General features: G+C 71.3%; 19 protein-coding genes. 8 read left to right on the top strand and 11 right to left on the bottom strand.

What is annotated here, in order from left to right; genetic code table 11:
* The first annotated feature begins 115 nt into the window (after positions 1-115).
* Together LMH63_RS02520 and LMH63_RS02515 are read left to right on the top strand one after the other, a co-directional pair.
* A complete protein-coding gene (locus LMH63_RS02520; RefSeq protein WP_109679963.1) occupies positions 116-760 on the top strand; it encodes a hypothetical protein in 645 nt (214 codons plus the stop codon).
* Positions 761-929: 169 nt separating this feature from the next.
* Positions 930-1,571 carry an MlaC/ttg2D family ABC transporter substrate-binding protein gene (locus tag LMH63_RS02515; protein ID WP_109679964.1) on the top strand — a complete coding sequence of 214 codons (642 nt, stop codon included), beginning with the start codon at positions 930-932 and terminating at the stop codon, positions 1,569-1,571.
* 284 nt (positions 1,572-1,855) lie between these two features.
* On the opposite strand, the gene LMH63_RS02510 is transcribed toward LMH63_RS02515, so the two are convergent.
* From LMH63_RS02510 to LMH63_RS02495, 4 genes are all read right to left on the bottom strand, one after another.
* Positions 1,856-3,025: a lipocalin-like domain-containing protein gene (locus LMH63_RS02510; RefSeq protein ID WP_229332699.1), complete on the bottom strand. Its 1,170-nt coding sequence runs from the start codon at positions 3,023-3,025 to the stop codon at positions 1,856-1,858.
* Positions 3,022-5,385 carry a PAS domain S-box protein gene (locus tag LMH63_RS02505; protein ID WP_109679965.1) on the bottom strand — a complete coding sequence of 788 codons (2,364 nt, stop codon included), beginning with the start codon at positions 5,383-5,385 and terminating at the stop codon, positions 3,022-3,024. The genes LMH63_RS02510 and LMH63_RS02505 overlap by 4 nt, the downstream gene beginning before the upstream one ends.
* Before the next feature lie 104 nt (positions 5,386-5,489).
* Positions 5,490-7,985, bottom strand: a complete 2,496-nt coding sequence (locus LMH63_RS02500) for an ABC transporter permease (protein WP_229332698.1) — start codon at positions 7,983-7,985, stop codon at positions 5,490-5,492.
* Positions 7,982-8,659 carry an ABC transporter ATP-binding protein gene (locus tag LMH63_RS02495; protein WP_109679966.1) on the bottom strand — a complete coding sequence of 226 codons (678 nt, stop codon included), beginning with the start codon at positions 8,657-8,659 and terminating at the stop codon, positions 7,982-7,984. The genes LMH63_RS02500 and LMH63_RS02495 overlap by 4 nt, the downstream gene beginning before the upstream one ends.
* 277 nt (positions 8,660-8,936) lie before the next feature.
* Here LMH63_RS02495 and LMH63_RS02490 point away from each other — a divergent pair, with 277 nt between their 5' ends.
* Together LMH63_RS02490 and LMH63_RS02485 are read left to right on the top strand one after the other, a co-directional pair.
* On the top strand, positions 8,937-10,259 hold the full coding sequence (locus LMH63_RS02490; protein ID WP_373317894.1) for an ammonium transporter AmtB: 1,323 nt from the start codon (positions 8,937-8,939) through the stop codon (positions 10,257-10,259).
* Positions 10,260-10,522: 263 nt separating this feature from the next.
* Complete coding sequence (locus LMH63_RS02485) at positions 10,523-11,065, top strand: acyloxyacyl hydrolase (protein ID WP_109678946.1); 543 nt, start codon at positions 10,523-10,525, stop codon at positions 11,063-11,065.
* A 77-nt stretch (positions 11,066-11,142) separates the two neighbouring features.
* Here the strand turns inward: LMH63_RS02485 and LMH63_RS02480 are convergent, their stop codons facing one another.
* The 3 genes from LMH63_RS02480 to LMH63_RS02470 all read right to left on the bottom strand — a co-directional run bounded on the left by LMH63_RS02480 (position 11,143) and on the right by LMH63_RS02470 (position 13,779).
* Complete coding sequence (locus tag LMH63_RS02480; protein WP_109678947.1) at positions 11,143-11,496, bottom strand: hypothetical protein; 354 nt, start codon at positions 11,494-11,496, stop codon at positions 11,143-11,145.
* A gap of 62 nt (positions 11,497-11,558) precedes the next feature.
* Positions 11,559-12,659 carry a porin gene (locus tag LMH63_RS02475; RefSeq protein ID WP_109678948.1) on the bottom strand — a complete coding sequence of 367 codons (1,101 nt, stop codon included), beginning with the start codon at positions 12,657-12,659 and terminating at the stop codon, positions 11,559-11,561.
* Positions 12,660-12,870: 211 nt separating this feature from the next.
* Complete coding sequence (locus LMH63_RS02470) at positions 12,871-13,779, bottom strand: MBL fold metallo-hydrolase (protein WP_109678949.1); 909 nt, start codon at positions 13,777-13,779, stop codon at positions 12,871-12,873.
* A gap of 348 nt (positions 13,780-14,127) precedes the next feature.
* Here LMH63_RS02470 and LMH63_RS02465 point away from each other — a divergent pair, with 348 nt between their 5' ends.
* The 3 genes from LMH63_RS02465 (at position 14,128) to LMH63_RS02455 (ending at position 16,171) form a co-directional block, all read left to right on the top strand.
* Positions 14,128-14,682, top strand: a complete 555-nt coding sequence (locus LMH63_RS02465) for an NUDIX hydrolase (RefSeq protein ID WP_109678950.1) — start codon at positions 14,128-14,130, stop codon at positions 14,680-14,682.
* Positions 14,683-14,864: 182 nt separating this feature from the next.
* Positions 14,865-15,305, top strand: coding sequence for a PAS domain-containing protein (locus LMH63_RS02460; RefSeq protein ID WP_109678951.1), 441 nt, complete (start codon positions 14,865-14,867; stop codon positions 15,303-15,305).
* A gap of 335 nt (positions 15,306-15,640) precedes the next feature.
* Positions 15,641-16,171 carry a DUF4864 domain-containing protein gene (locus LMH63_RS02455; protein WP_109678952.1) on the top strand — a complete coding sequence of 177 codons (531 nt, stop codon included), beginning with the start codon at positions 15,641-15,643 and terminating at the stop codon, positions 16,169-16,171.
* Positions 16,172-16,246: 75 nt separating this feature from the next.
* On the opposite strand, the gene mepK is transcribed toward LMH63_RS02455, so the two are convergent.
* Complete coding sequence (mepK, locus tag LMH63_RS02450) at positions 16,247-16,810, bottom strand: peptidoglycan L,D-endopeptidase MepK (protein ID WP_229332697.1); 564 nt, start codon at positions 16,808-16,810, stop codon at positions 16,247-16,249.
* Between the two features lie 219 nt (positions 16,811-17,029).
* Between mepK and msrA the strand changes: the two genes are divergently transcribed.
* Entirely contained in the window at positions 17,030-17,560 is a 531-nt protein-coding gene (gene msrA, locus LMH63_RS02445; protein ID WP_109678954.1) for a peptide-methionine (S)-S-oxide reductase MsrA, read from the top strand.
* Between the two features lie 390 nt (positions 17,561-17,950).
* On the opposite strand, the gene LMH63_RS02440 is transcribed toward msrA, so the two are convergent.
* From LMH63_RS02440 to LMH63_RS02430, 3 genes are all read right to left on the bottom strand, one after another.
* On the bottom strand, positions 17,951-18,256 hold the full coding sequence (locus tag LMH63_RS02440; protein WP_109678955.1) for a DUF2288 domain-containing protein: 306 nt from the start codon (positions 18,254-18,256) through the stop codon (positions 17,951-17,953).
* 495 nt (positions 18,257-18,751) lie between these two features.
* Positions 18,752-19,813, bottom strand: a complete 1,062-nt coding sequence (locus LMH63_RS02435) for a calcium/sodium antiporter (protein WP_109678956.1) — start codon at positions 19,811-19,813, stop codon at positions 18,752-18,754.
* Positions 19,810-20,319, bottom strand: a complete 510-nt coding sequence (locus LMH63_RS02430) for an OsmC family protein (RefSeq protein ID WP_109678957.1) — start codon at positions 20,317-20,319, stop codon at positions 19,810-19,812. Before LMH63_RS02430 ends, LMH63_RS02435 begins: the two co-directional genes overlap by 4 nt.
* Between the last annotated feature and the right edge of the window lie 187 nt (positions 20,320-20,506).

Raw genomic sequence — 20,506 nt, 5'->3', positions numbered from 1 at the left:
TTGGCGATCGCACCGATCGGTGGCATTGCTAGCCTGGGTAGCTGAGCCGAACTTTCAACTTGCAACCTGAAACTTGCAACTCGGCCCTCCGGGCCGCCGCCCCGGAGGGCCGCCCGTGAGCCGCGAAAGCGATCGTATCGACGCCCGCATCGACGCCCTGCGGACAGACCGGCTGCCGGCAACCCTGGTGTCCAGTGACGGCTACCACTGCGAGGTCTGGCGCTGCGCGGGCAGCGTGCGCCGGGACGGGCAGCGGGAGACGCGGGACTTCGTCATCAAGGTGCCACGGGTGCCCTTCACAGCCGCCGAGGTGCGGGTGATGCGACGCGAGCACCGCCGCCTGCGCGACGCCCTCGGCGACATCGTCCCGGAGACGCTCTACGTCATCGCCCACATCGACGGCGTCGAGAGCGTGGTGGCCCTGGCGCCCACCATCAGCCGCTGGTTCGACATCGCCAACCCCGCCAACGAGGCCGAGGCGCGGCCGCTGCTCGAGCGCATGCCGCGGGCGCGGGCGGCGCTGTGCCGGTTCATCGAGGTGGCCGAGGCGTGGTATCAGTCCGAGGAACGGGTAATCGACCTCTACGGTCTCGAGAATCTGGTCCTCGACCGCAACCGGCACCTGCACTACATCGACAGCTTCGGGGTGTTCTTCCATGCCGACGTGCTCAACGCCCTGCCCGATCCGGACCCGGGGCTCGCCGAGCGCATCGAGCTCTCCCGCCGCCGCCTCGAGTATCTGCGCGATCTGCTGGTCTAGCCCGCATATCTCACCGATTCGCGGCTGCGGCCGCGGATCTGGCGGACAGGCCGGCGTTGCGCTCGGCCCGGGTGCTCGACGTACTGTCAAGTACGCCTGCGCGCCCGGGCTCTCCCGCGCCTTGTCCTGCCCGCCATCTCCACGCCCTCGCTTCGCGAGTCGGTGAGACATGCGGGCTAGGCTACTGCTCGGCCTCTGGCTGCTGCTGGCCCTGTCGCCGGCCCTGGCAGAGGATCCGGCGCCGGACGCGGTGGTGCGGTCGGTGGTGAACGAGGCGCTGGCCCGGGTCGCCGCGGAGGCCGGAGCGCTGGGGCAGGACGGCGAGCTCGCCCGTCGCATCGTCGCCACCGAGGCCATGCCGCACGTGGACCTGGAGCTGATGAGCCGCTTCCTGCTCGGCCCGCGGGCGCGGCAGGTGGATGCGGCCACTCTGGATCGCTTCAGCGAGGCCCTCGGCGAGCGGCTGACGCGGCTCTATGCCGCCGCTCTGCAGCGCTACGCCGAGGAGATTGCCGACTTCGCCAGCGAGGGCCAGATCGACCTGCGCACGGTGAGCGACGACGGCCAGCGCGCCACCGTCGCCGCCCGTCTGCGCGGCCCGCAGATCCGCGAAACCACGCTGCGCCTGCAGCTCTACCGCCGCGACGGCCGCTGGCGGGTGTTCGATATCGAGGTCGCCGGCATCAGCGCCCTGCTGCTGTTCCGCGACGCCCTCGGCAAGCGCCTGCGCGAGGAGGGCATAGAGGCGGTCATCGCCGACCTGGCCGACGGCGAGGCGGGCCTCGACGACGCCTGGAAGCAGGACCGATAGGAGCGGCCTCCGACCGTGAAGCGCCGGTCATTCCTCCAGTGAGCGCCGTGTCCGCCGAGCACAGGTGGGACTCAACACAACGACACCACGAGCACAACGAGGCACCACGGAGAGAGAGATAGAGGGCTCGCGGGCTGGAACATTCATCACTCTCCCCGTTGTGATCCGTTGTGTCCGTTGTGTCGTTGTGTTGAACCTCTCCCACACGATGCGCCTGCTGGCAGCGAATCAGGGTCCTGCGGGCCGGGCCGTGTCGCGGTCGGCGGCCGCTACCACGGAAGGCGTCACCCGTCGTAGCCGGTCATCTCCAGGTAGCCGACGCCCTCGGCGCTGCCGGTGACGGCCACGGCGCCCTCCCAGTAGCGGACGCTGGTGGGCATCTCCTGGGCGTCCAGGCGGGCGGTGACGTCCAGGCTGAGGTCGGCGGCCGGGACCACCACGCGCCAGTCCACCGGGTAGCGGGCGCCGGTGTCGGGGCTCTGCCAGTAGCGTCGGGGCAGGACGCGGAAGTCGTCGGCATCCAGGTGGCGGACCGCGCCCTCCGGGCCCACCAGCACGCCCGCCGAGCGGGGATCGGTGGCGCCATCGTCGCGGCGCAGGCGATAGACCATGAGATCCCGGCCGTCGGCGAGCTGCAGGGCGAACCAGTCCCAGCCCGCCTGGCCCTCGTCCAGGGCACTGGTGCTCCACTCGCGGTCGAGCCAGGCGCTGCCACGGACCTCGGCCTCGCGGCCGGCGATCCGCAGGCTGCCCTCCGCCGCGAGGCGCGTGTAGGAGTAGTAGCGGGAGGCGTTGCCCGGATCCTCGCCCTTGCGGCTGTAGCCGGCCTCGCCCTGCAGCACCCGCGGCTTGTCGCGCGTCAGCCGCAGGCGCAGATCGAGCCCCGCCGGAGCGTCCCGGGCCTCCAGCGTGAGCGGGAACAGCCGCTCCGGGCCCTCGGCCTGCAGTTGCCAGTCGTCGAGCCACACGCGTATGGGCCGGATCTCCGCCCCGGCGAGCCCGAGCGCTCCCCGCTGATAGCGCTCCACCGCCACGTGCCGGCCGCGCGCGATATCGGTAATGGCGAAGTGCCCCATCCAGGCCTGGCGCGTCGCCCAGGCGGATTCGCGCGGCGGCGCCGAGGGCGCCAGAGCGAACCGGAACAGGGTGAGCTGAAAGCCGTAGTCGCCACCGTCGGCGCCGCGCAGGTTGCCGGTGAAGTACCACCACTCGCTGCGGTGGTCCGGATGGGCTGCATGATCCCGCGGGAACACCAGCGGCGCCGGCCCGGTGACCCGGGCGAAGCCCTCGCCCTCCGCCGCGGGCCCGAGCAGCCCGCCGAGGCCTGCCGTGTCCGCCGATTCGGTCGCCGGCGCCGGCGTGGGCGACGCCCGCCACAGCGCCGCGAGGGCCCCGACCAGGACCACCAGGGCCAGTGCCAGCACCGTGGCATCGGGGCGCAGCGGGCGATTCACGGCGCCCGGCGCCCCAGCACCTCCCGCAGCTTGGCGGCAAGCTCGGCGCGGCGGTAGGGCTTCGGCAGCAGTGCGACGCCCTCTTCCAGCCGGCCGTCGCTGCCCAGGGCACCGTCGGGATAGCCCGAGCTGTAGAGCACGGGCAGATCCGGGCGCAGTCGCTGAGCGGCGGCCGCAAGCTCCCGCCCGTTCATGCCGCCGGGCATGATGACGTCGGTGAACAGCAGATCCACGGCCTCGCCCGCCTCGAGCTTCGCCAGCGCCTGCGGGCCGTTGTGGGCGGTGACGACCTCATAGCCCAGCGCCCGCAGCAGGATTTCCACGTGCTGGCAGACCAGCTCGTCGTCCTCCACAAGGAGTATGCGCTCACCCCCGCGGGCGGTGCTCTCCTCGTCCGCGGCGGACATCTTCGGCGCCGGGCGGGCCCCGCCGGCGCTCGGCAGGGTCAGGGTCACGCAGGTACCTTCTTCGGGTCGGGAATCGATGCTCACGCGGCCTCCTGACTGGATCACGAACCCGTAGACCATGCTGAGCCCCAGTCCGGTTCCCTGGCCCTTGGCCTTCGTGGTGAAGAACGGATCGAACACGCGCTCCAGGTCCGCCGGATCGATGCCGGTGCCGGTATCCTTCACGATCACCGACAGCATTCCCTCGCCGTCGTCAGGCTGCACTTCGATCAGCAGCTCGCCGCCCTCCGCCATGGCATCCCGGGCGTTGAGGCAGATGTTGAGGAGGGCCGCCTCGAGCTGATGCGGGTCCACCCAGGCGACGGCGGGCTGCGGCGCGGGCACCAGGCGCAGGGCGATGTTGGCCGCCAGGGTCCGCCGCAGCAGCCCGTGCAGGCCCTCCAGCAGCGGGTTGAGGTCCACTGCGCGCGGGTCCAGCGGCTGGCGCCGGGCGAAGGTGAGCAGGCGCTGGATGAGATCGCCGCCGCGCTCGGCCGCACGGGTAATCACCTCCGCGGACTCGCGCCCCTCGCTGCCGGGCGGGATGGTGTCCAGCAGCAGCTCGGCATTGGCGAGGATCACGGTGAGCAGGTTGTTGAAGTCGTGGGCCACGCCGCCGGTGAGCTGGCCCACCGCCTCCAGGCGCTGCGACTGCCGGAGCTGTTCCTCCAGCGCGAGACGCTCGGTGATGTCGGTCAGCACCCCCAGCAGGCGCTCGCCACCGCGTGCGTCCGACACCACGCTCCAGTGCCCCTCCACCACCACTGGCCTGCCGTCGCGCCGCTGCTGGTGGAGCCGGCCGCGCCAGTCGCCGCCCTGGCGCAGCGCCGCCGCGCCGGCCGGATCATCCAGCGGCCCGGGGCCGACCAGCGCGCCGTAGTCCTTGCCCACCGCATCCGCGGGGTCGTAGCCGTACATCCTCGCCGCGCCGCGGTTCCAGTAGCGCACGCGGCCGTCCATGGCCTTGACGACGATCGCCTCCTGGACCTGCTCCAGGAGCTCGGCCTGCCCGCGGGCGCGGGCGTCCGCCTCCCGCCGCTGGATGAGCGCGGCGAAGGCCTCGGCGAGCAGCTGCAGCTGGGCGGCATCGGTCTCGGTGAACGCATCGCAGGCGGCGGCCATGACCTTGAGCGTGCCCAGGGCCTCGCCATGGACGCGCAGCACCGAGGTGGCGAGCGAGCGCACGCCGACCGCGCGGAACGGTGCCGGGTCCAGGCGCGGGTCGTTATCCGCGTCGCGGGTCACCAGCTGGCGGTTGGCGAGGATGGCCGCGCCGGAGAGGCTGCCGCTGATCGGCAGGCGCAGGCCCACGTGGGGCGCGACGATGCCGGTGGCCGCCTGGTAGACCAGCTCCTCGCCCTCGAGCCGGTCCACCGCGGCGCCATCGGCCTGGAACAGGCGCTGGCAGCGCTCGGCCATGCGCTCGAGCAACGGCCGCCCCTCCAGGTGCGTCGCCGCCATCTCCTGGAGGATGTCCAGCATCTCCGAGCGCTGGCGGGCGCGCCGGCGTTCCAGCGCCTCCGCCTCGCGCCGCTCGGTGATGTCCTGCAGGGCACCCTGCACGGCCACGATACGCCCCTCGACGTCCCGCACCGCCTCGCCGATGGCCCGCACCCAGACACGGGTACCGTCGACGCGGCGCAGCTCCAGCTCCTCGTCGTAGGGGGTGCCCGTCTCGGCACAGGCCCTGAAGCACTGCTCGATGCGCTCCCGCGAACCCGGGCGGTAGAAAGTGAACGCCTCGTCCAGCGTGGGCCACGCCCCGGGGGCGGAGCCGTGAATGGCCGCGACCTCGTCGGACCAGCGCACGACGCTCTCGCCAAGCTCTACGCGCCAGCCGCCGATGCGCGCAACGCGCCCGGCGACGGCCAGCAGCCACGTCGCGTCGGCCTCGCCGCCGCCAGCCGTGGTCATGGCAACCCCCGCAACCTACCTGCCCGGGGTTAAGTCTAGCCCGGATATCTCGCCGATCCGCGGCTGCGGGCGCGGATCGGTAAGATATCCGGGCTGGCGCGGGTCTACTCGTCCTTGAGCGCCGCCGCCGGCAGGCTGCGGGCCGCCCGCCAGGCGGGGATCACTGCGGCGAGCAGCGCCGCGACCACTGCCAGCACCACCCCCTCGACCACCGGCGCCACCTCCAGGTGGAAGCCCATGGTCCAGCCGAAGGCGCGGCGGTTGATGACGAAGACCAGCAGGGCCGCCAGGGCGAGACCGAGCGGCACCGCCCAGAGACCGGCCGCCAGCCCGAGCAGCCCGCTCTGGGCGCCGATCAGTCCGCCCACGCCGCGCCGGCCGAGCCCCACCGCCCGCAGCACCGCGAGCTCCCGCGCCCGATCCAGGTGCAACGCCATGAGGGCGCTCACCACGCCGACGAAGGCCACGAACCCGGCCAGCCAGCGCAGCACCTCGGTGATGGCGAAGGTGCGGTCGAACACCTCGAGGGAGCGCTCCAGCACCGCGGCGTTGTCCTGCAGGCGGGCGCCCGGGACCCCGGCGAGCGCCGCCTCCAGGGCCTCGCGCACGGCCGGGCGAGCGGCATCGGCGGCGACGTGCACGCCCAGACCGGAGAGCCGGGCGTCGCCGTAGAGCGTGCGGTAGAGCGCCCGCCGCAGCAGCACCACACCGCCCGGGCTGCCGTAGTCGCGGTAGACGCCGGCCACGGTCAGCGCCGCGTCGCCGGATGGCGTGGGCAGGGTCAGGGCATCGCCCGGGGCGAGACCGCGGCGCGCGGCGAACGGCTCGCTGACCAGCACCGCCCGATCGTCCTCGAACGCCTGCAGCGCCGCCCGCGGCTCCCCCGCGCGGATGTCCACCGCGGGGTCCCGGTCGGGGGGCAGCTCCAGGGCCCAGAGCTGCACCGGACCGGATGCCGTAGGCACGCGGTACCAGCGCGAGCGCGCCACCCAGTCCACCCCCGCCACGCCGGCCAGTCGCTCGGCGAGGGCGTCGTCCAGCGGCGCTGGCGCGGAGACGTAGAAATCGGCGGCGAGCGAGCCCTCGAGCCAGTCCACGACGCTTGCCCGGAAGCTTGCGATCATCACCGCCACCCCGATCACCGCCGCCACGGCCACGGACAGCGCCGCCACGGCCACACCGGTCCGGCTGAGCGAGGCGACCGCACCCTCGACGGCCAGGGCCGCCAGCGGCCGGCCGCGGGTGAGCCGGCCCACCGCACGCCCGAGCACCAGCATGAAGCCTGGTGCCAGCAGCGCGGCTCCCAGAATGAGCGCGAACAGCCCTGCGAAGGCCGGCACCAGCCCGCCGGTCGCCGCAATCAGCAGACCACCGGCGAGCAGCAGGCCGGCGCCCGCCGCCGCGCCGCGCCCGGCCAGCCGGCGGGCACGATCCTCGAGCTCGCTGCGCGCCAGGGCCGCCCGCGGCGGCGTCGCCGCCGCCTCCTGCGCTGGGGCCAGGGCTGCCAGCACCGAGCCGCCAAGCCCCACCAGCACCCCGGCGGCCAGGCTCCAGGGCGCCAGCACCAGCTCGCCGGCGGCGCGGCGGAAGTAGAGATCGGTAATGGTCTGCAGCACCAGCCCCACCAGTCCGTGGGCCAGCGCGATGCCGAGGGCGAGCCCGAGCACCGTACCCACCGCGCCGATGAGCAGGGCATCGGCGAGCACGCCGGCGAGGATCTCCCGCCGCTGCACCCCCAGGGCACGCAGGGTGCCGATGGCCGCACGCCGGCGCACGGCGAGGAACGCCAGGGTGTTGAACACGAGAAAGGCGCCGACGACGACGGCGAGCAGGGAGAGCGCCGTGAGGTTGATGCGGAAGGCCCGGCTCATCTCCAGCACGGCGTTGGCGCTCGCCCCCGCCGGCACGACACGCAGGCCGTCCGGCAGTCGCTCCGCCAGCGCCTCCGCCTCGCCACGGTCAAGGATGAGGTCGATGCGCCCGAGCCGGCCGGTCTCGCCGAGCAGGGCCTGCGCCGCGGCGATGTCGGCCAGCGCCAGACCGCGCCACTGATCCTGCGGATCCGGGATCACCGCGGCGACGATCACCTCCCGCTCCTCGCCAGCGATGGCGAGGCGCAGCCGCTCACCGGCGTCGACGCCGAGCCGCCGCGCCTCGCCACTGCCGAGAGCGATGGCATCGTCCCGCAGCAGCAGGGCGTCCAGGGCCTGGTCCACGCCCTCGCCCCCGGTGACCAGCGGCCGGCGGAACGGCCCCTCGGCGAAGGGGTCGACGCCAAGCAGGGTGAGCGGCCGCTCCCCGGCCGCGGGCACGGTGGCCCCGCCCTCCACCACCGGCGCCGCGCGGCTGACGCCGAGCTCGGTGCGCAGGCGCGTGTAGGCGCGCTCGTCGATCCCGTCCGGGCCGCCGACGATCTGATGCGTTGCGGTCCCGGAGACCGACTCCAGCGAGACGCGCATGGCCTGCAGGGCGCTGTGGTTGGCGAGATCCACCGCCACCACGACGGCCACGGCCACCGCGACGCCGATCACCGCCAGCAGGGTCTGCAGCGGGTGGCGGCGCAGGTCGTTCCAGCCGGTGCGCAGCAGCAGCGGGCTCACGCCGCCGCGTCCTCCGCCGGGGCGAGCCGGCCCTCGCGGATGGTGAGCAGCCGGTCCGCCAGGCCCACGACCTCACGGCTATGGGTCACCATCACCAGGGTGCGCCCCTGCTCGCGGCAGAGGCCGTCGAGCAGCGACACCACCCGCCGGGCGTTGTCCAGGTCGAGGTTGCCGGTGGGCTCGTCGGCGAGGATCACCTCCGGGCCGTGGATCAGCGCCCGGGCCACGGCCACCCGCTGCTGCTCGCCGCCGGAGAGACGGTCCGGCCAGTCGCGCTCGCGCCCCTCGAGGCCGACCCGGGCGAGCCAGTCGGCCACGACGCCGTGGTCGGGCAGCCGGTTCAGCGACAGCGGCAGGCGCAGGTTGTCGCCGACAGTGAGGGTGGGGATGAGATTGTAGGCCTGAAAAATGAAGCCGAGCCGGCGGCGCCGAAGCGCCGTGAGCGCGGTGTCCGGCAGCGTGGCGAGGTCGTCGCCGTCGATGCGCACGCTGCCGGCGCTCGGCCGGTCGAGGCCGCCGAGCAGGTTGAGCAGGGTGGACTTGCCAGATCCACTACGGCCGATGACCACCACGAACTCGCCCGGCTCGATGACGCCGCTCACCCCCTCCAGCACGGTGCGACGGCGCCCGCCGTCGAACCAGCGACCCAGATTGTCGAATTCGATGCGTGCCATGGCTGCCTCGCTTCCGCCCGAGGGTCCGACTGCGCAGGGACGTTACGGTTCGCTGCCTCGATGCGCGCCGGCCGCCTGAGCACGGTCGCTACGCCTTTCCGTCGCCGCGGACACCGAGCCTACGCCTCATATTGGTGCGCTACCGAGAGCCTGCACCAAGCCAGTGCACCGTTTTGATGCAGACGTACCCCTCGCCCCTGTCGTCTCAGTGGCTTAGCGCAATGGCACGGTTGATGCTCCCGTTGGGACGAACATCGATCACTTCGGGGGATAAGGCATGGAACAGGCAGTCGAGCTGGCGTACGCGCTGGACACGTTCTACTTCCTGGTCAGCGGTGCGCTGGTGATGTGGATGGCGGCCGGGTTTGCGATGCTGGAGTCGGGGCTGGTGCGGGCGAAGAACACCGCCGAGATCCTGACCAAGAACGTCGCGCTGTACGCGGTGGCGAGCATCATGTACCTGCTCTGCGGCTACCAGATCATGTACGGCGGGGGCAGCGGGGTGCTGCCGGGGCTGGGCTTTCTGATCGGCGCGGACAACAGCCCCGAGGCGGTGCTCGCCGGCGAGGGGGGGTATTACTCCAACCTCTCGGACTTCTTCTTCCAGGTGGTGTTCGTCGCCACCGCCATGTCCATCGTCTCCGGGGCGATCGCCGAGCGCATGCGGCTGTGGTCGTTTCTGCTCTTTGCGGTGGTGATGACCGGCTTCATCTACCCGGTGCAGGGCTACTGGAAGTGGGGCGGGGGGTTCCTTGACGCCAACAACTTCCAGGACTTCGCGGGCTCGGGCGTGGTGCACATGACCGGGGCCGCGGCGGCGCTCGCCGGCGTGCTGCTGCTCGGCGCGCGGCGCGGCAAGTACGGCCCCGAGGGCCAGGTGCGGGCGATCCCCGGGGCGAACCTGCCGCTGGCGACGCTGGGCACGTTCATCCTCTGGCTTGGCTGGTTCGGCTTCAACGGCGGCTCGCAGCTGGTGCTCTCCAACATTGCCGACGCCAACGCGGTGGCGGCGATCTTTGTGAACACCAACATGGCCGCGGCCGGCGGCGTGGTGGCGGCGCTGACCACCGCGCGGGTGCTGTTCGGCAAGGCCGACCTGACCATGGCGCTGAACGGGGCGATTGCGGGCCTGGTGGCGATCACCGCCGAGCCGCTGACGCCGGCGCCGCTGGCGGCGACGTTCATCGGTGCGGTGGGCGGCGTGCTGGTGGTGTTCTCCATCGTGGGGCTGGACAAGCTGAAGATCGACGACCCGGTGGGCGCGATCTCGGCGCACGGCACGGCGGGCATCTGGGGCCTGCTGGCGGTGCCGCTGACCAACCCCGGGGCCACCTTCGGGGCGCAGATCCTCGGCATCGTGGTGATCTTCCTGTGGGTGTTCCTGGCGAGCCTGCTGGTGTGGGGCATCATCAAGGCGGTGATGGGCATCCGCGTCAGCGAGGAAGAGGAATTCGAGGGCCTCGACATCGGCGAGTGCGGCCTCGAGGCCTACCCGGAGTTCACCTCCCAGCAGCTCCGCAGCGAGCCCCGGGGCGGAAGCAGCCGGCGGGCGCAGTCGCCCTCCTCCTCCACGGCTGCCTCGCCGCAGCCTTCCGCCTGACAACCAAGAAGAAGCACGCACGCACCGCCGCTTCAGGCGCCCCCCGGGGCGCCTTTTCTTTTTCGGGCGAGAGGTCTGCCGCCCCCTGCCTGCGGCGGATTTCCCCGTTCCTCGCGGAAGCCGGCGCCGGCAGCGCGAGTCGGGGCTCATCCGCGGTGTCCCGTACGCGGATTCGGCAATGGGCGGCGCGGCCACGGATCCGCCATGCTCTGGTGCCAGAATACGATCTGGCAGGACCTTGGTGGCGGGGGGAACCGATAGTCATGTCCATCGCACGCTCCGCAATTGCGGCGTTGACGCTTGGCGCCAGCCTCTCCGGGGTTGCCGGCGCCGCCGGCTGGGAGGTGGGCGGCGCCGTCGGTGGCGCCTTCGGGGAAGACGCCGGCATCGCCCGGCTGACGGTCGGCCAGCGGCTGCCTGCGTGGCAGCCGACGGATGCCTGGCCGGCACTGGCGCCGCGCTGGGAGGCCGGCGTCGATGGGTGGACGCCCCTCAATGGGACCGGCGGGCACACCACCGCTGCCGTCACGGTGCGTGCGGCCCTGGCAGCCCCGCTGACGGACGACGGCCGCTGCTACGTCGAGGCCGGGACGGGGCTGATGCTGATTGAGGACCGCACCGTGGTCGGCGATCTGGACTGGGGCAGCGCGCTGCAGTTCGACTCCCATCTCGGCGTGGGCCTGCGGCTCGGCGCGGCTCGCCAGTGGACCGTGGCCGCGGAGGTCCACCACGCCTCCAACGGCTCGCTCTCGGAGATCAATCCCGGCATGGACTTCGCTCTGCTCGCGCTGCGCTACGGACTCTGACGTGTGCGTCCGCGCGGCCAAAGAAAAGCCCGCGCGAGGCGGGCCAAGTGAGGGATGAACATTGAGCGCGGGCAGCCTCAGCGGGACTCCTGCCAGCGCCGGTATTCCTGCCAGCGCAGCCAGTCCTGGAACTCCTCGTACTCGCCGGTTTCCCGGGCGGTCTCCTTCCACTGCTGATAGGCCTGGAAGCGCTGGAACTCCCGAAACTCGGCGTCACCGGGTGACGCGTCGGCATCGGCGTCGGCGTCGGCGTCGGCGCCGCCCAGCGGGCGTCCATCGCGGATCACGGTGAAGCCGCCGTCGCCGCCGCTGAACATGCCCGGGCCCTCCGGCACCTCCCGCTGGGATCGATAGTCGGTGGGGCTGGCGGCACAACCCGCAAGTGCGGCAGCCAGGGCGCCAACGATGATCAGCCTGCCGAAAACCCGCATGACCGCCTCCAGGTTTGCCGCCCCCCGGCACCGGCGAGGCCGGTGCCGGGGGTATCGATGCTTCAGAACTTCAGTCGCGTGCCCGCGGTGGCGATGACGATGTCGTCCGGATCACTGCCGCCGTCGAGGTCGAGGCTGTGCTGCTTGACGCCGGCGTAGAGCTCGGCCCAGTTCACCGGGGTGAAGACATAGCCGACGCCGTAGACCTCGCCCTCGGAGTCGTCGTCGACGAGGTCGTTGGTGATGCCGTAGTCCACCGACACGGCGTGGCGCCCGACGCGGTAGCCCACCTTGCCGTAGAAGGTGTCGGCGTCGAGATCCGCATCGTTCTCCTGCCGGGTGTACACGGCGGTGAAGTTGAGCCCGCCCGGCAGCAGCAGCGAGGCGGAACCGCCGAAGGTCTCCTCGCTGCCCTCGGCGCCGCCCCTGGACTCGGTGGAGTAGCCGAGGCCGGCCGCAAGCTCGGCACCGCCCGCGAACTCGCCGCTGTAGCGCAGGGCGGCGTCGGTGACGTCGTTGTTGTCCTTGGTGCCGAAGCCGATCGCGGCCTGGAGCGGGCCGAAGGCCGGCGTGTCGTAGCGCACCCGGTCGAAGCGGCTCTCGAAGTCGAACTGGCTGTAGCTGCCGCCGATGGTGACCTCGTCGCCGCTGGCATCGGTGATGGCGACGCCGTCGTCGCGGAAGACGATGCTGCCGCCGAGATCACCGGCGCCGGCGTAGTTGATGATGGCCGTGCCCGAGAGGTCGGTTTCCGCGATGCCGTTGGCGGCACCGTCGCCCTGACCCAGGCTCAGCTTACCGAAGCCACCCTGGATGAACGCGTCCATGTGGCGCTCGTTGACCTCGAACTCGCTGCCGCTCGGATCGGTATCGTCGATGGTGACCTGACTCGAGTTGTTGGAGACGAGCTCCCACTCCCCGTAGACGCCGGCGGTGAGCCCGTTGCCGAGCTCGCCGGTGCCGCGGAAGCGCACGCGGCTGTTGCTCGGCTCGCCGTCCACGAAAGCGGTCTCGGAGTCCTCGCCGTCATCGAAGACCATGATGGCGCGATTGACGTGGCCGGAGATCTCGGCGTCGATGGCGACGGCCGCCCCCGAAACGCCGAGCAGTGCTGCCGTGGCAAGCGCGCCGGCCGCGCGCCGCGGGATGGGTTGGATGGGCATGGCATGGGCCTCCACGGATGAGAATTACCTTCGTCCCGGGGCCTGACCGGTAGCGGCTGTGGCGTGGAACCGTCACCGCGTTGTCAGGCCGCAACGAAAGTTTCGTCCGTGTGGCACAAACCGCCCATAAGGTATTGTTCTTACGGTTAAACCACTACGTAGCAGTTTCTCCCTACGGGCCGGCGCGTACGTAGTCGGGCAAGGCCCGGCGTCAGGCATCGTCCCAGGCCGCGCCCTCCAGCGCGTCCAGGGGGATCTTCAGATAGCGGCGCCCATTGTCCTCGGGCTCCGGCAGGCGGCCGCCGCGGATGTTGACCTGCAGTGCGTGCAGGATGAGCTTCGGCATGGGCAGCTGCCGGTCCCGGGCATTGCGCAGGGCGACGTACTCGGCCTCGCCCGCCACACCGGCGACGTGCGGGTTGTGGCGCTTCTGCTCGGCGACCGTGCTCTCCCAGCGCGGCTCACGGCCGTTCGGCATGTAATCGTGGCCGGTGAACAGCCGTGTCGCCTCCGGCAGCGCCAGGATGTCCTGGATGCTGCGCCAGAGCTGGGCGGCATCGCCGCCGGGAAAATCCGCCCGTGCGGTGCCGAAGTCCGGCTGGAACAGGGTGTCGTGGACGAACGCGGCGTCGCCGATGACGTAGGTAATGGAGGCGAGGGTGTGCCCGGGCGAGAACATCACCCGCGCCGGCAACGCCCCCACCTGGAACCGGTCGCCGTCGGCGAACAGGTGATCCCACTGGGAGCCGTCGGTGGGAAACTCCGACGGCAGGTTGTAGATGCCTTTCCAGAGTCGCTGGACGGCCGTCACCTCACGGCCGATGGCCGTGGGGGCGCCGGTGCGCTCGGCCAGATAGCGGGCGGCGGAGAAGTGGTCGGCATGGGGATGGGTGTCGAGGATCCACTCGACCTCGAGGCGCTCCGACTCGACGTGGCGCAGGATGGCGTCGGCGGAGAATGTCGCCGTGGCCCCCGACTTCTCGTCGTAGTCCAGCACCGGGTCGATGATGGCACAGCGCCGGGTGTCCGGATCGGACACCACGTACTGCACGCTGAAGGTGCGGCGGTCGAAGAAGCCCCGGACGATCGGTTGCGCGGAATCACCCACGGATACGCTCATGTCTCATGTCTCCCGGTTGCCACCCTTCGCGGTCCTGCATCGACGCGCGTGTTTCCGGCGGATCGCGGCTCGTGCAGGCCCGTCCGCCAGACGACGCGCCGGCCTCCGGCACCGTCCCGCGCCGTCGCCGGTGGCGTATCGGCGGCTCCCCGTGCGAACCGGGGCGGAACGGTGACTGCTCGACAGGCAGGTCTGACAGTATTCATTTTCAGTATAACGTTATAACCATATACTGCCAGGGGTATCCGGGAGTCTGCGCATCGCCCCGATTCACGGCTGCCGGCGGCGCGAGTCGCCGGCTCTGCTATGCTGCGCCCTCGCCAGTAACCGCCGCAGCGAGCCCCCCTCATGAGCGACGCCCACGACCCGGAGCACGGGCCGCGCATCCACCAGGTGCCTGATGGTGACGACCGCCCGCGTCTGACCTGCCCCGACTGTGGCTACGTGGCCTACGAGAACCCCCGCATCGTGGTGGGCAGCGTACCCCGGGCAAGCGATGGGCGGCTGCTGCTGTGCCGGCGGGCGATCCCGCCCCGCACCGGTTACTGGACGCTGCCGGCGGGCTACCTGGAGCTCGAGGAGAGCGCCGAGGCCGGCGCGCTGCGCGAGGCCTGGGAGGAGGCACGGGCCGACCTCGAGCTCGGGCCGCTGCTCGCCGTCTACAGCATTACCCGCATCCACCAGGTACAGCTCATCTACCGCGCCCGCCTGCGCGACGATGCCGTGTCCGCCGGACCCGAGTCCCAGGAGGTGGCGCTGTTCCGCTGGGACGAAATCCCCTGGGACGAGCTCGCCTTTCCCACCGTGCAGTGGGCACTGGAGCACGAGCGCCGCGCCGCCGCCGGCGATCACGCCGGTGCCTTCACCAACCCGGAACCGGAGATCCCGCTCGAGCGCTGGTGAGCCTCGGACCCGCCGCGGGCAGCAGATACCCCGATCCGGACGACGCCAGGTACGTCATTCGGATCGGTTTTCCCTTGGCACCCGAGGCGGGGGGCGCCAGAATAGAAGAGGGCGCGCCAGCCAGCCTCTCCCACCGAACTGCGCGCTGGCACAGCCCCGCGCGCCGAAGACGGAACAGTGCTATGGGCGATCATGAACCCCTCGATCTGGAGCTGCTGCAGCGCCTGGTGGATGCCTCCAATGACGGCATCGTCGTGGCCGAGCGCGAGGGTGACGACCAGATCCTGATCTACGTGAACGCGGCCTTCGAGCAGCTGACGGGCTACAGCCGCGACGAGATCCTCTATCAGGACTGCCGCTTCCTGCAGGGGGACGACCGCGACCAGCCGGGCGTGGCCCAGCTGCGGCGCGCCATCGACGCTGGCGAGCCCTGCCGGGTGACGCTGCGCAATTACCGCAAGGACGGCTCCCTGTTCTGGAATGAGCTGAGCATCACCCCCGTCTACGACGAGCGCGACCAGCTCACTTACTACATCGGCATCCAGAAGGACGTCACCGGGCGCGTCGAGGCCGAGCAGGAGGTGGAACGCCTGCGCGACCGGCTCGCCCGCTCCACCGGCTGAGGCGCTGCCGGCTCCGACCCGGCGTCGCGGCCGGGAGGGGACTTCATCGCCCTGTCACCAGCCTGGCGCAAGCTTGGGACATGCGCTCGCGTCGTCTGCTCTATCGCTGCGCCGGTATTCTCCTCATCGCCCTCGGTCTCGTGCTCCTGCCACTGCCCATCCCGCTCGGGCTGGCGTGTATCGGTGGCGGCATGTTGCTGCTGCGTGGCTCCGGCGCGCTCAGGCAAGGCCGACGAACGCGCACCGACTAATCTGTACATACCTTGTACATTCAGCTAGCCTCTGCTTATACAGACTGGACAGGAACGGTCGCCGCACCGGCCTGGGGGTGAGCAATGATGATCGGGATCGTGCGACGGCTGCTGCTGGCGGCCCTACTCGGCAGCGCGCTCGCGGCCTGCACCGATCAGGCCGTGCACAGCCCGGCGCTTGCGCCGGACGAGCTCACCCGCCTCGGCCCGGATCCGCGGCTTGATCCCGCCGAGGTGGTGCGCATCCAGCTCGAGGCGCTGCAACGCAATTCGGCGCTCAGCGGCGACGGCGGCATCCGCATTGCCTTCCGCTTCGCCTCAGCCGGCAATCAGGCGAGCACCGGGCCCATCGAGCGCTTCATCGCCCTGCTGCATGGCCCGAGCTACGACGCCATGCTGGACCACCGCAGCGCCGCCCTCGGTGAGCTCGTCCGCGACGGCGAACGCGCGGCACAGCGGGTGACCATCACCACCCGCGATTTCCGCACGCTGAGCTACGTATTCGTTCTGAGGCGGGAAGCCACCGCGAGCTGTGCAGCCGGATGCTGGGTCACCGACGCGGTCCACCGGTGGCCTGAGGGCGAGCCGGCAGCCCCGCGACGGGTGCACGTGTAGCCCGCAGCCGTGAATCGGTGAGATATGCGGGCGAGACCGCAGACCGCGGAGACGTTTGAGCCCTTCAGTGCACGCCTACCAGGTGCGGAAGCGCCCGGTATCGACGTGTACGAAACCTGACCGCGGATAGTAGCCGACACCACCCCGGCGCAGCGCGAGGGCGGCGGACCGCAGCGCCTTCAACGGCCGGTCGGGCAGCCGGACGTCGATGGCCCGGCCCTCCGTGTGGAGACTGCGCCGGGCAACACCGCCGGAGCGGGCGCGCAGCATGGCGTTGGTGGCCGGCGAGCGGTAGCCGGAGATGACCTGCCAGGGCGCGCCGCTGTCGAGGTCCGCGTGCAGCCGGTGGATCAGATCCAGAAGCTTGGGATCGATGGGAAAGACGTCGCCGGTGCGATGATCCCGCAGCAGCCGGTTGAGCGCCGTCAGCGCAGACTCCCGGTAGCTGCCGTTGCGCCAGTAGACGGTCTCCAGGGTCTCCCCGGTGTGCAGATTGCGCAGCGTCAGCCGTCGCTCTCCGCGCGGGCGCAGCGCATGCGCCGCTGCCCCGGGCGCCAGCCCTGCCGCGAGTAGCCCGACACCGGCCAACAGCAGACGGCGACGCCCCGTATCGGGCGCATGGGTCATCATTCCGCTCATCCCGGATCCCCCGATAGACTCCCCAGGCAGAGGGAGTATGCCTGTCCGGCGCCGGCCGGGGGCGGACGGGCGTCACGCTTTCGCGCTTGCGGCCCCCCCAGGAGTCTGCACCACAGAACGTCTCCCGGCTGCGGCGCCCCCACTGTGGCCGTGATCGGGGAACTCCCGCCGCGCCAGCAACCCCAATCCACTGCGCGCCCTCAACGAAAGGAGCACGACATGGCAACGGCAACACTCGGCGGCGGCTGCTTCTGGTGCCTCGAGGCGGTGTTTCAGCGCCTCGAGGGCGTCAACCACGTGACCTCCGGCTATGCCGGCGGCCACACGCCAAACCCGGACTACCGCAGCGTCTGCACCGGCCGAACCGGCCATGCCGAGGTGGTGCAGATCGACTATGGCCCGGAGCGTATCGACTTCGAGACGCTGCTGGAGGTCTTTTTCACCATCCACGATCCGACCACCCGCGACCGCCAGGGCAACGACGTCGGCCCGCAGTACCGCTCGATCATCCTCTGGCATGACGAAACCCAGCGCGACACCGCCCGCGCCGTGATCGAGCGCCTGCAGGGCGAGGGCGCCTTCCGCGACCCCATCGTCACGGAGCTCAAGCCCCTGGAGCGGTTCTATCCGGCCGAGGCCTACCATCAGGACTACTACCGGGAGAACGCCGCCCAGCCCTACTGCCAGATCGTCATCGCCCCCAAGCTGAAGAAGGCCCTGGACCGCTTCGGGGCGCGGATGACCGGCTGAACGCCGGCCGGCACGGCGCCTCGTGAAAGGCATTCGGCGCGGGGGCGCGCCTCCCACAGGCGTTGATCGTGCCGCGCCATCTGGGCGAAGCCTGTAGAAGCGGCGCCCCCGCCGCGAATCGGTGAGATATGCGGGCTAGAGCCTGAACCCGCCCCGGCGCGTGAAGGCCCGGACTCGGCTGTCCTTCCCGGGACCCTCTGCGGCAGGGATGCCGCAGTGGAGGCTCCATCGATGGATTCACGCCGTGTCCCGGGAAGGACAGCCGAGTCCGGGCCGGGCACCGATCGGTTGAATGTGCCGTGATGCCCATCCGGTGATGGCGCAGCACAGCTGCGCTCCGAACGGGAAGGGCGGTCGCACGTTGGCCCGAACGGGTAGCGAATACCCCAGCTACCGATCCGGCTCCTGCACCAGCACCCAGGGCGCGGCGACGACGGCCCAGAGCGCCGGGTCCCGGCGGTTCCAGTCCGCTGCGTCCTCGCCCGTGGCCTTGCGGACCTCGCCGCTGGTGAGCCAGACCTCCACCTTCGGGCGGTCGTCGCGGACAAAGGCCGCCGCCACCGCCACCAGATCGAGGTTGGGGGCCACCCGCACCACCGAGCCGCGGGCGAAGTGCCGCTCCAGCTCCGCCCAGCTGATACGGCCGGTCTCCGTGTTGAGGCGGGTCTCCAGATCGGGTTCCTGCGGGTCCGTCATGGGGGCTCCGGTGGATGGGGTTCACGCGAGGGTAACGCCCGCTGGGCCTAGCCCGCATATCTCACCGATTCACGGCTGCGGGCGCGGATCTGGCGGGCAGTCCGGCGTTGCGCTCGGTCCGGGTGCTCGACGTACTGTCGAGTACGCCTGCGCGCCCGGACTCTCCCGCGCGTTGGGCAGCGCGGAACCCTTCCCGCGGGCCTCTGGCCGCACGGCGCGCGTGCAGACAAGGCGCGCTGCGCAGCGCTGTACCGCGAGTACAGTCAAGCAGCGCAACGCCGGCTGCGCGCGCGCTGTGCGGCCCCAAAGGGCGCTTCAGAGCGGCGCCCTGGACTGCGTTGGCGTTCTTGCAAAGGGCTACGGCCATTCGCTGCGAACGCCGCCTTGCCAGGTCGCCGCTCTGAAGCGCAGAGGCCCGCGGGAAGGGTTGCGCGCTGCCCCTCTCCTGCCCGCCATCTCCACGCCCTCGCTTCGCGAATAGGTGAGATATGCGGGCTACCCCGTCGACCGCCGCCGGAGGCTGACCACCAGCGTCAGCACCGTGAGCGGCAGCACCCCCCAGAGCATCACCCCGCTGAACGCGGGCAGCGCATCGTGGCCGGTGGCGTCCAGAATCAGCCAGGCACTGTAGGCGAGGTAGTAGAGCAGGAACAGCCCGCCCTCCCAGCGCTCGATGCGGTAGCCGGTGAAGAACACCGGCAGGCAGAGCGCGGCCACGGCGAGCATCACCCAGCCGTCGAAGGCGATCACCGCCGGCGGCGCAATCACGCCCGCCGGCGCGATGACCGCGGCCAGGCCCAGCACCCCCAGGATGTTGAAGATATTGCTGCCGACCACGTTGCCGACGGCGATGTCCCGCTCGCCGCGCAGGCCGGCGAGGACGGAGGTGGTGAGCTCGGGCAGCGAGGTGCCGGCGGCGACGATGGTGAGACCGATCACCGTCTCGCTCACGCCGATCAGCCGGGCCGCGCCCACGGCGCCGTGCAGCAGCAGCCGCGAGCCCACCACCAGCACCACCAGCCCGCCGACGATGAGCAGCAGCTGCCGCCAGACCGCGCCGGTCCCGGTGGGCGCAGCGTCATCAGCGCTCGCCGCGGCCCGGGACTGCACCAGCGTGAACACGGTGTAGGCCACAAGCCCGGCCACCAGCAGCAGACCCTCCGCGCGGCCGACGTGGCCGTTGGCGATGAGCACGAGGCAGAGCACGCTCACCGCAATCATCACCGGCACCTCGAGGCGCACCATGCGCAGATTCACCGCCAGCGGCGTCACCAGCGCGGAGATGCCGAGGATGAACAGCACGTTGAAGATGTTGCTGCCGACGACGTTGCCGAGCGCCAGATCCGCCGCCGGCCCGCCGCTGACGGCGGCGCCGACGGTCACCGCCAGCTCCGGGGCGCTGGTGCCGAAGGCGACCACGGTCAGCCCGATCACCAGGGACGGCACGCCGAGCCGCGCGGCCAGGCGCGAGGCACCCCGCACCAGCCACTCGCCGCCCAGCACGAGCAGCACCAGGCCGGCGACAAAGGCCAGCGCCAGCCAGGCGACGCCGCTCACGCCAGACGCTCGTGGCTGACGGTCAGCGCCGGGCCGCGCGCCAGCGTCTGATAGACCACGCAGTAGCGCTCGGTCAGCTTGAGCAGGCTGGCGATCTGCTCCTCGTCGGCATCGGTGTCGAGCGCAAAGCGCACGCGGATGGCCTCGAAGCCCACCGGAGCGTCCCGATCCACACCCAGAGTGCCGCGGAAGTCCAGGTCGCCCTCGGCGTGGACACGCGCGTCACGCAGCTCGATGCCGAGCGCGGTGGCCACGGCGGAGAGCGTCACTCCCGCGCAGGCGCCGAGGGCCTCCAGCAGCATGTCGCCGGAGCAGAGGCTCTGGCCATCGCCGCCGGTGGCCGGATGCAGCCCGGCCTCCACCATGCCGCGGGCCGTATCCACGCTGCAGGTCACGCCCTCGCCGAGGCGGGAGCTCGCCTTCAGCGTGATGCGCGCGGCCTCGGGCTCTTCGCGGTAGCGGGCCTTGAGCGGTGCCTGCATCTCGCGTAGCTGCTCTGCGTCCATGGCGCCTCCTCCATTACGTGATCAAGGCGCCTTTATGGGGCCTTGGCGGACAGCGATGCAAGTCGCTCACTGATCCGATCACTGTCACCGCGCCATGCGCGACGCCACTGTGCTCGCGGAAGCCGGTACCGGACCAGGAGGGTGCGAGGCACGGCCGTTACGCGCCCTATTCTTCGCGGGTTCCTGG

It is taken from the genome of Spiribacter halobius (genome assembly GCF_020883455.1).
In the GTDB taxonomy this organism is placed as follows: Bacteria; Pseudomonadota; Gammaproteobacteria; order Nitrococcales; family Nitrococcaceae; genus Sediminicurvatus; species Sediminicurvatus halobius.
The sequence above is the reverse complement of the archived record's forward strand: the minus strand, read 5'-3'. Positions and strand labels throughout refer to the sequence as shown.

What these genes read in the sequence shown, in the direction of transcription:
- LMH63_RS02515 (WP_109679964.1), top strand. Translation starts at nt 930, where the DNA reads ATGCGGGCTAGGCTACTGCTCGGCCTCTGGCTGCTGCTGGCCCTGTCG.
- LMH63_RS02505 (WP_109679965.1), bottom strand. Translation starts at nt 5,385, where the DNA reads ATGACCACGGCTGGCGGCGGCGAGGCCGACGCGACGTGGCTGCTGGCC.
- LMH63_RS02495 (WP_109679966.1), bottom strand. Translation starts at nt 8,659, where the DNA reads ATGGCACGCATCGAATTCGACAATCTGGGTCGCTGGTTCGACGGCGGG.
- LMH63_RS02490 (WP_373317894.1), top strand. Translation starts at nt 8,937, where the DNA reads ATGGAACAGGCAGTCGAGCTGGCGTACGCGCTGGACACGTTCTACTTC.
- LMH63_RS02485 (WP_109678946.1), top strand. Translation starts at nt 10,523, where the DNA reads ATGTCCATCGCACGCTCCGCAATTGCGGCGTTGACGCTTGGCGCCAGC.
- LMH63_RS02480 (WP_109678947.1), bottom strand. Translation starts at nt 11,496, where the DNA reads ATGCGGGTTTTCGGCAGGCTGATCATCGTTGGCGCCCTGGCTGCCGCA.
- LMH63_RS02475 (WP_109678948.1), bottom strand. Translation starts at nt 12,659, where the DNA reads ATGCCCATCCAACCCATCCCGCGGCGCGCGGCCGGCGCGCTTGCCACG.
- LMH63_RS02470 (WP_109678949.1), bottom strand. Translation starts at nt 13,779, where the DNA reads ATGAGCGTATCCGTGGGTGATTCCGCGCAACCGATCGTCCGGGGCTTC.
- LMH63_RS02465 (WP_109678950.1), top strand. Translation starts at nt 14,128, where the DNA reads ATGAGCGACGCCCACGACCCGGAGCACGGGCCGCGCATCCACCAGGTG.
- LMH63_RS02460 (WP_109678951.1), top strand. Translation starts at nt 14,865, where the DNA reads ATGGGCGATCATGAACCCCTCGATCTGGAGCTGCTGCAGCGCCTGGTG.
- LMH63_RS02455 (WP_109678952.1), top strand. Translation starts at nt 15,641, where the DNA reads ATGATGATCGGGATCGTGCGACGGCTGCTGCTGGCGGCCCTACTCGGC.
- mepK (WP_229332697.1), bottom strand. Translation starts at nt 16,810, where the DNA reads ATGAGCGGAATGATGACCCATGCGCCCGATACGGGGCGTCGCCGTCTG.
- msrA (WP_109678954.1), top strand. Translation starts at nt 17,030, where the DNA reads ATGGCAACGGCAACACTCGGCGGCGGCTGCTTCTGGTGCCTCGAGGCG.
- LMH63_RS02440 (WP_109678955.1), bottom strand. Translation starts at nt 18,256, where the DNA reads ATGACGGACCCGCAGGAACCCGATCTGGAGACCCGCCTCAACACGGAG.
- LMH63_RS02430 (WP_109678957.1), bottom strand. Translation starts at nt 20,319, where the DNA reads ATGGACGCAGAGCAGCTACGCGAGATGCAGGCACCGCTCAAGGCCCGC.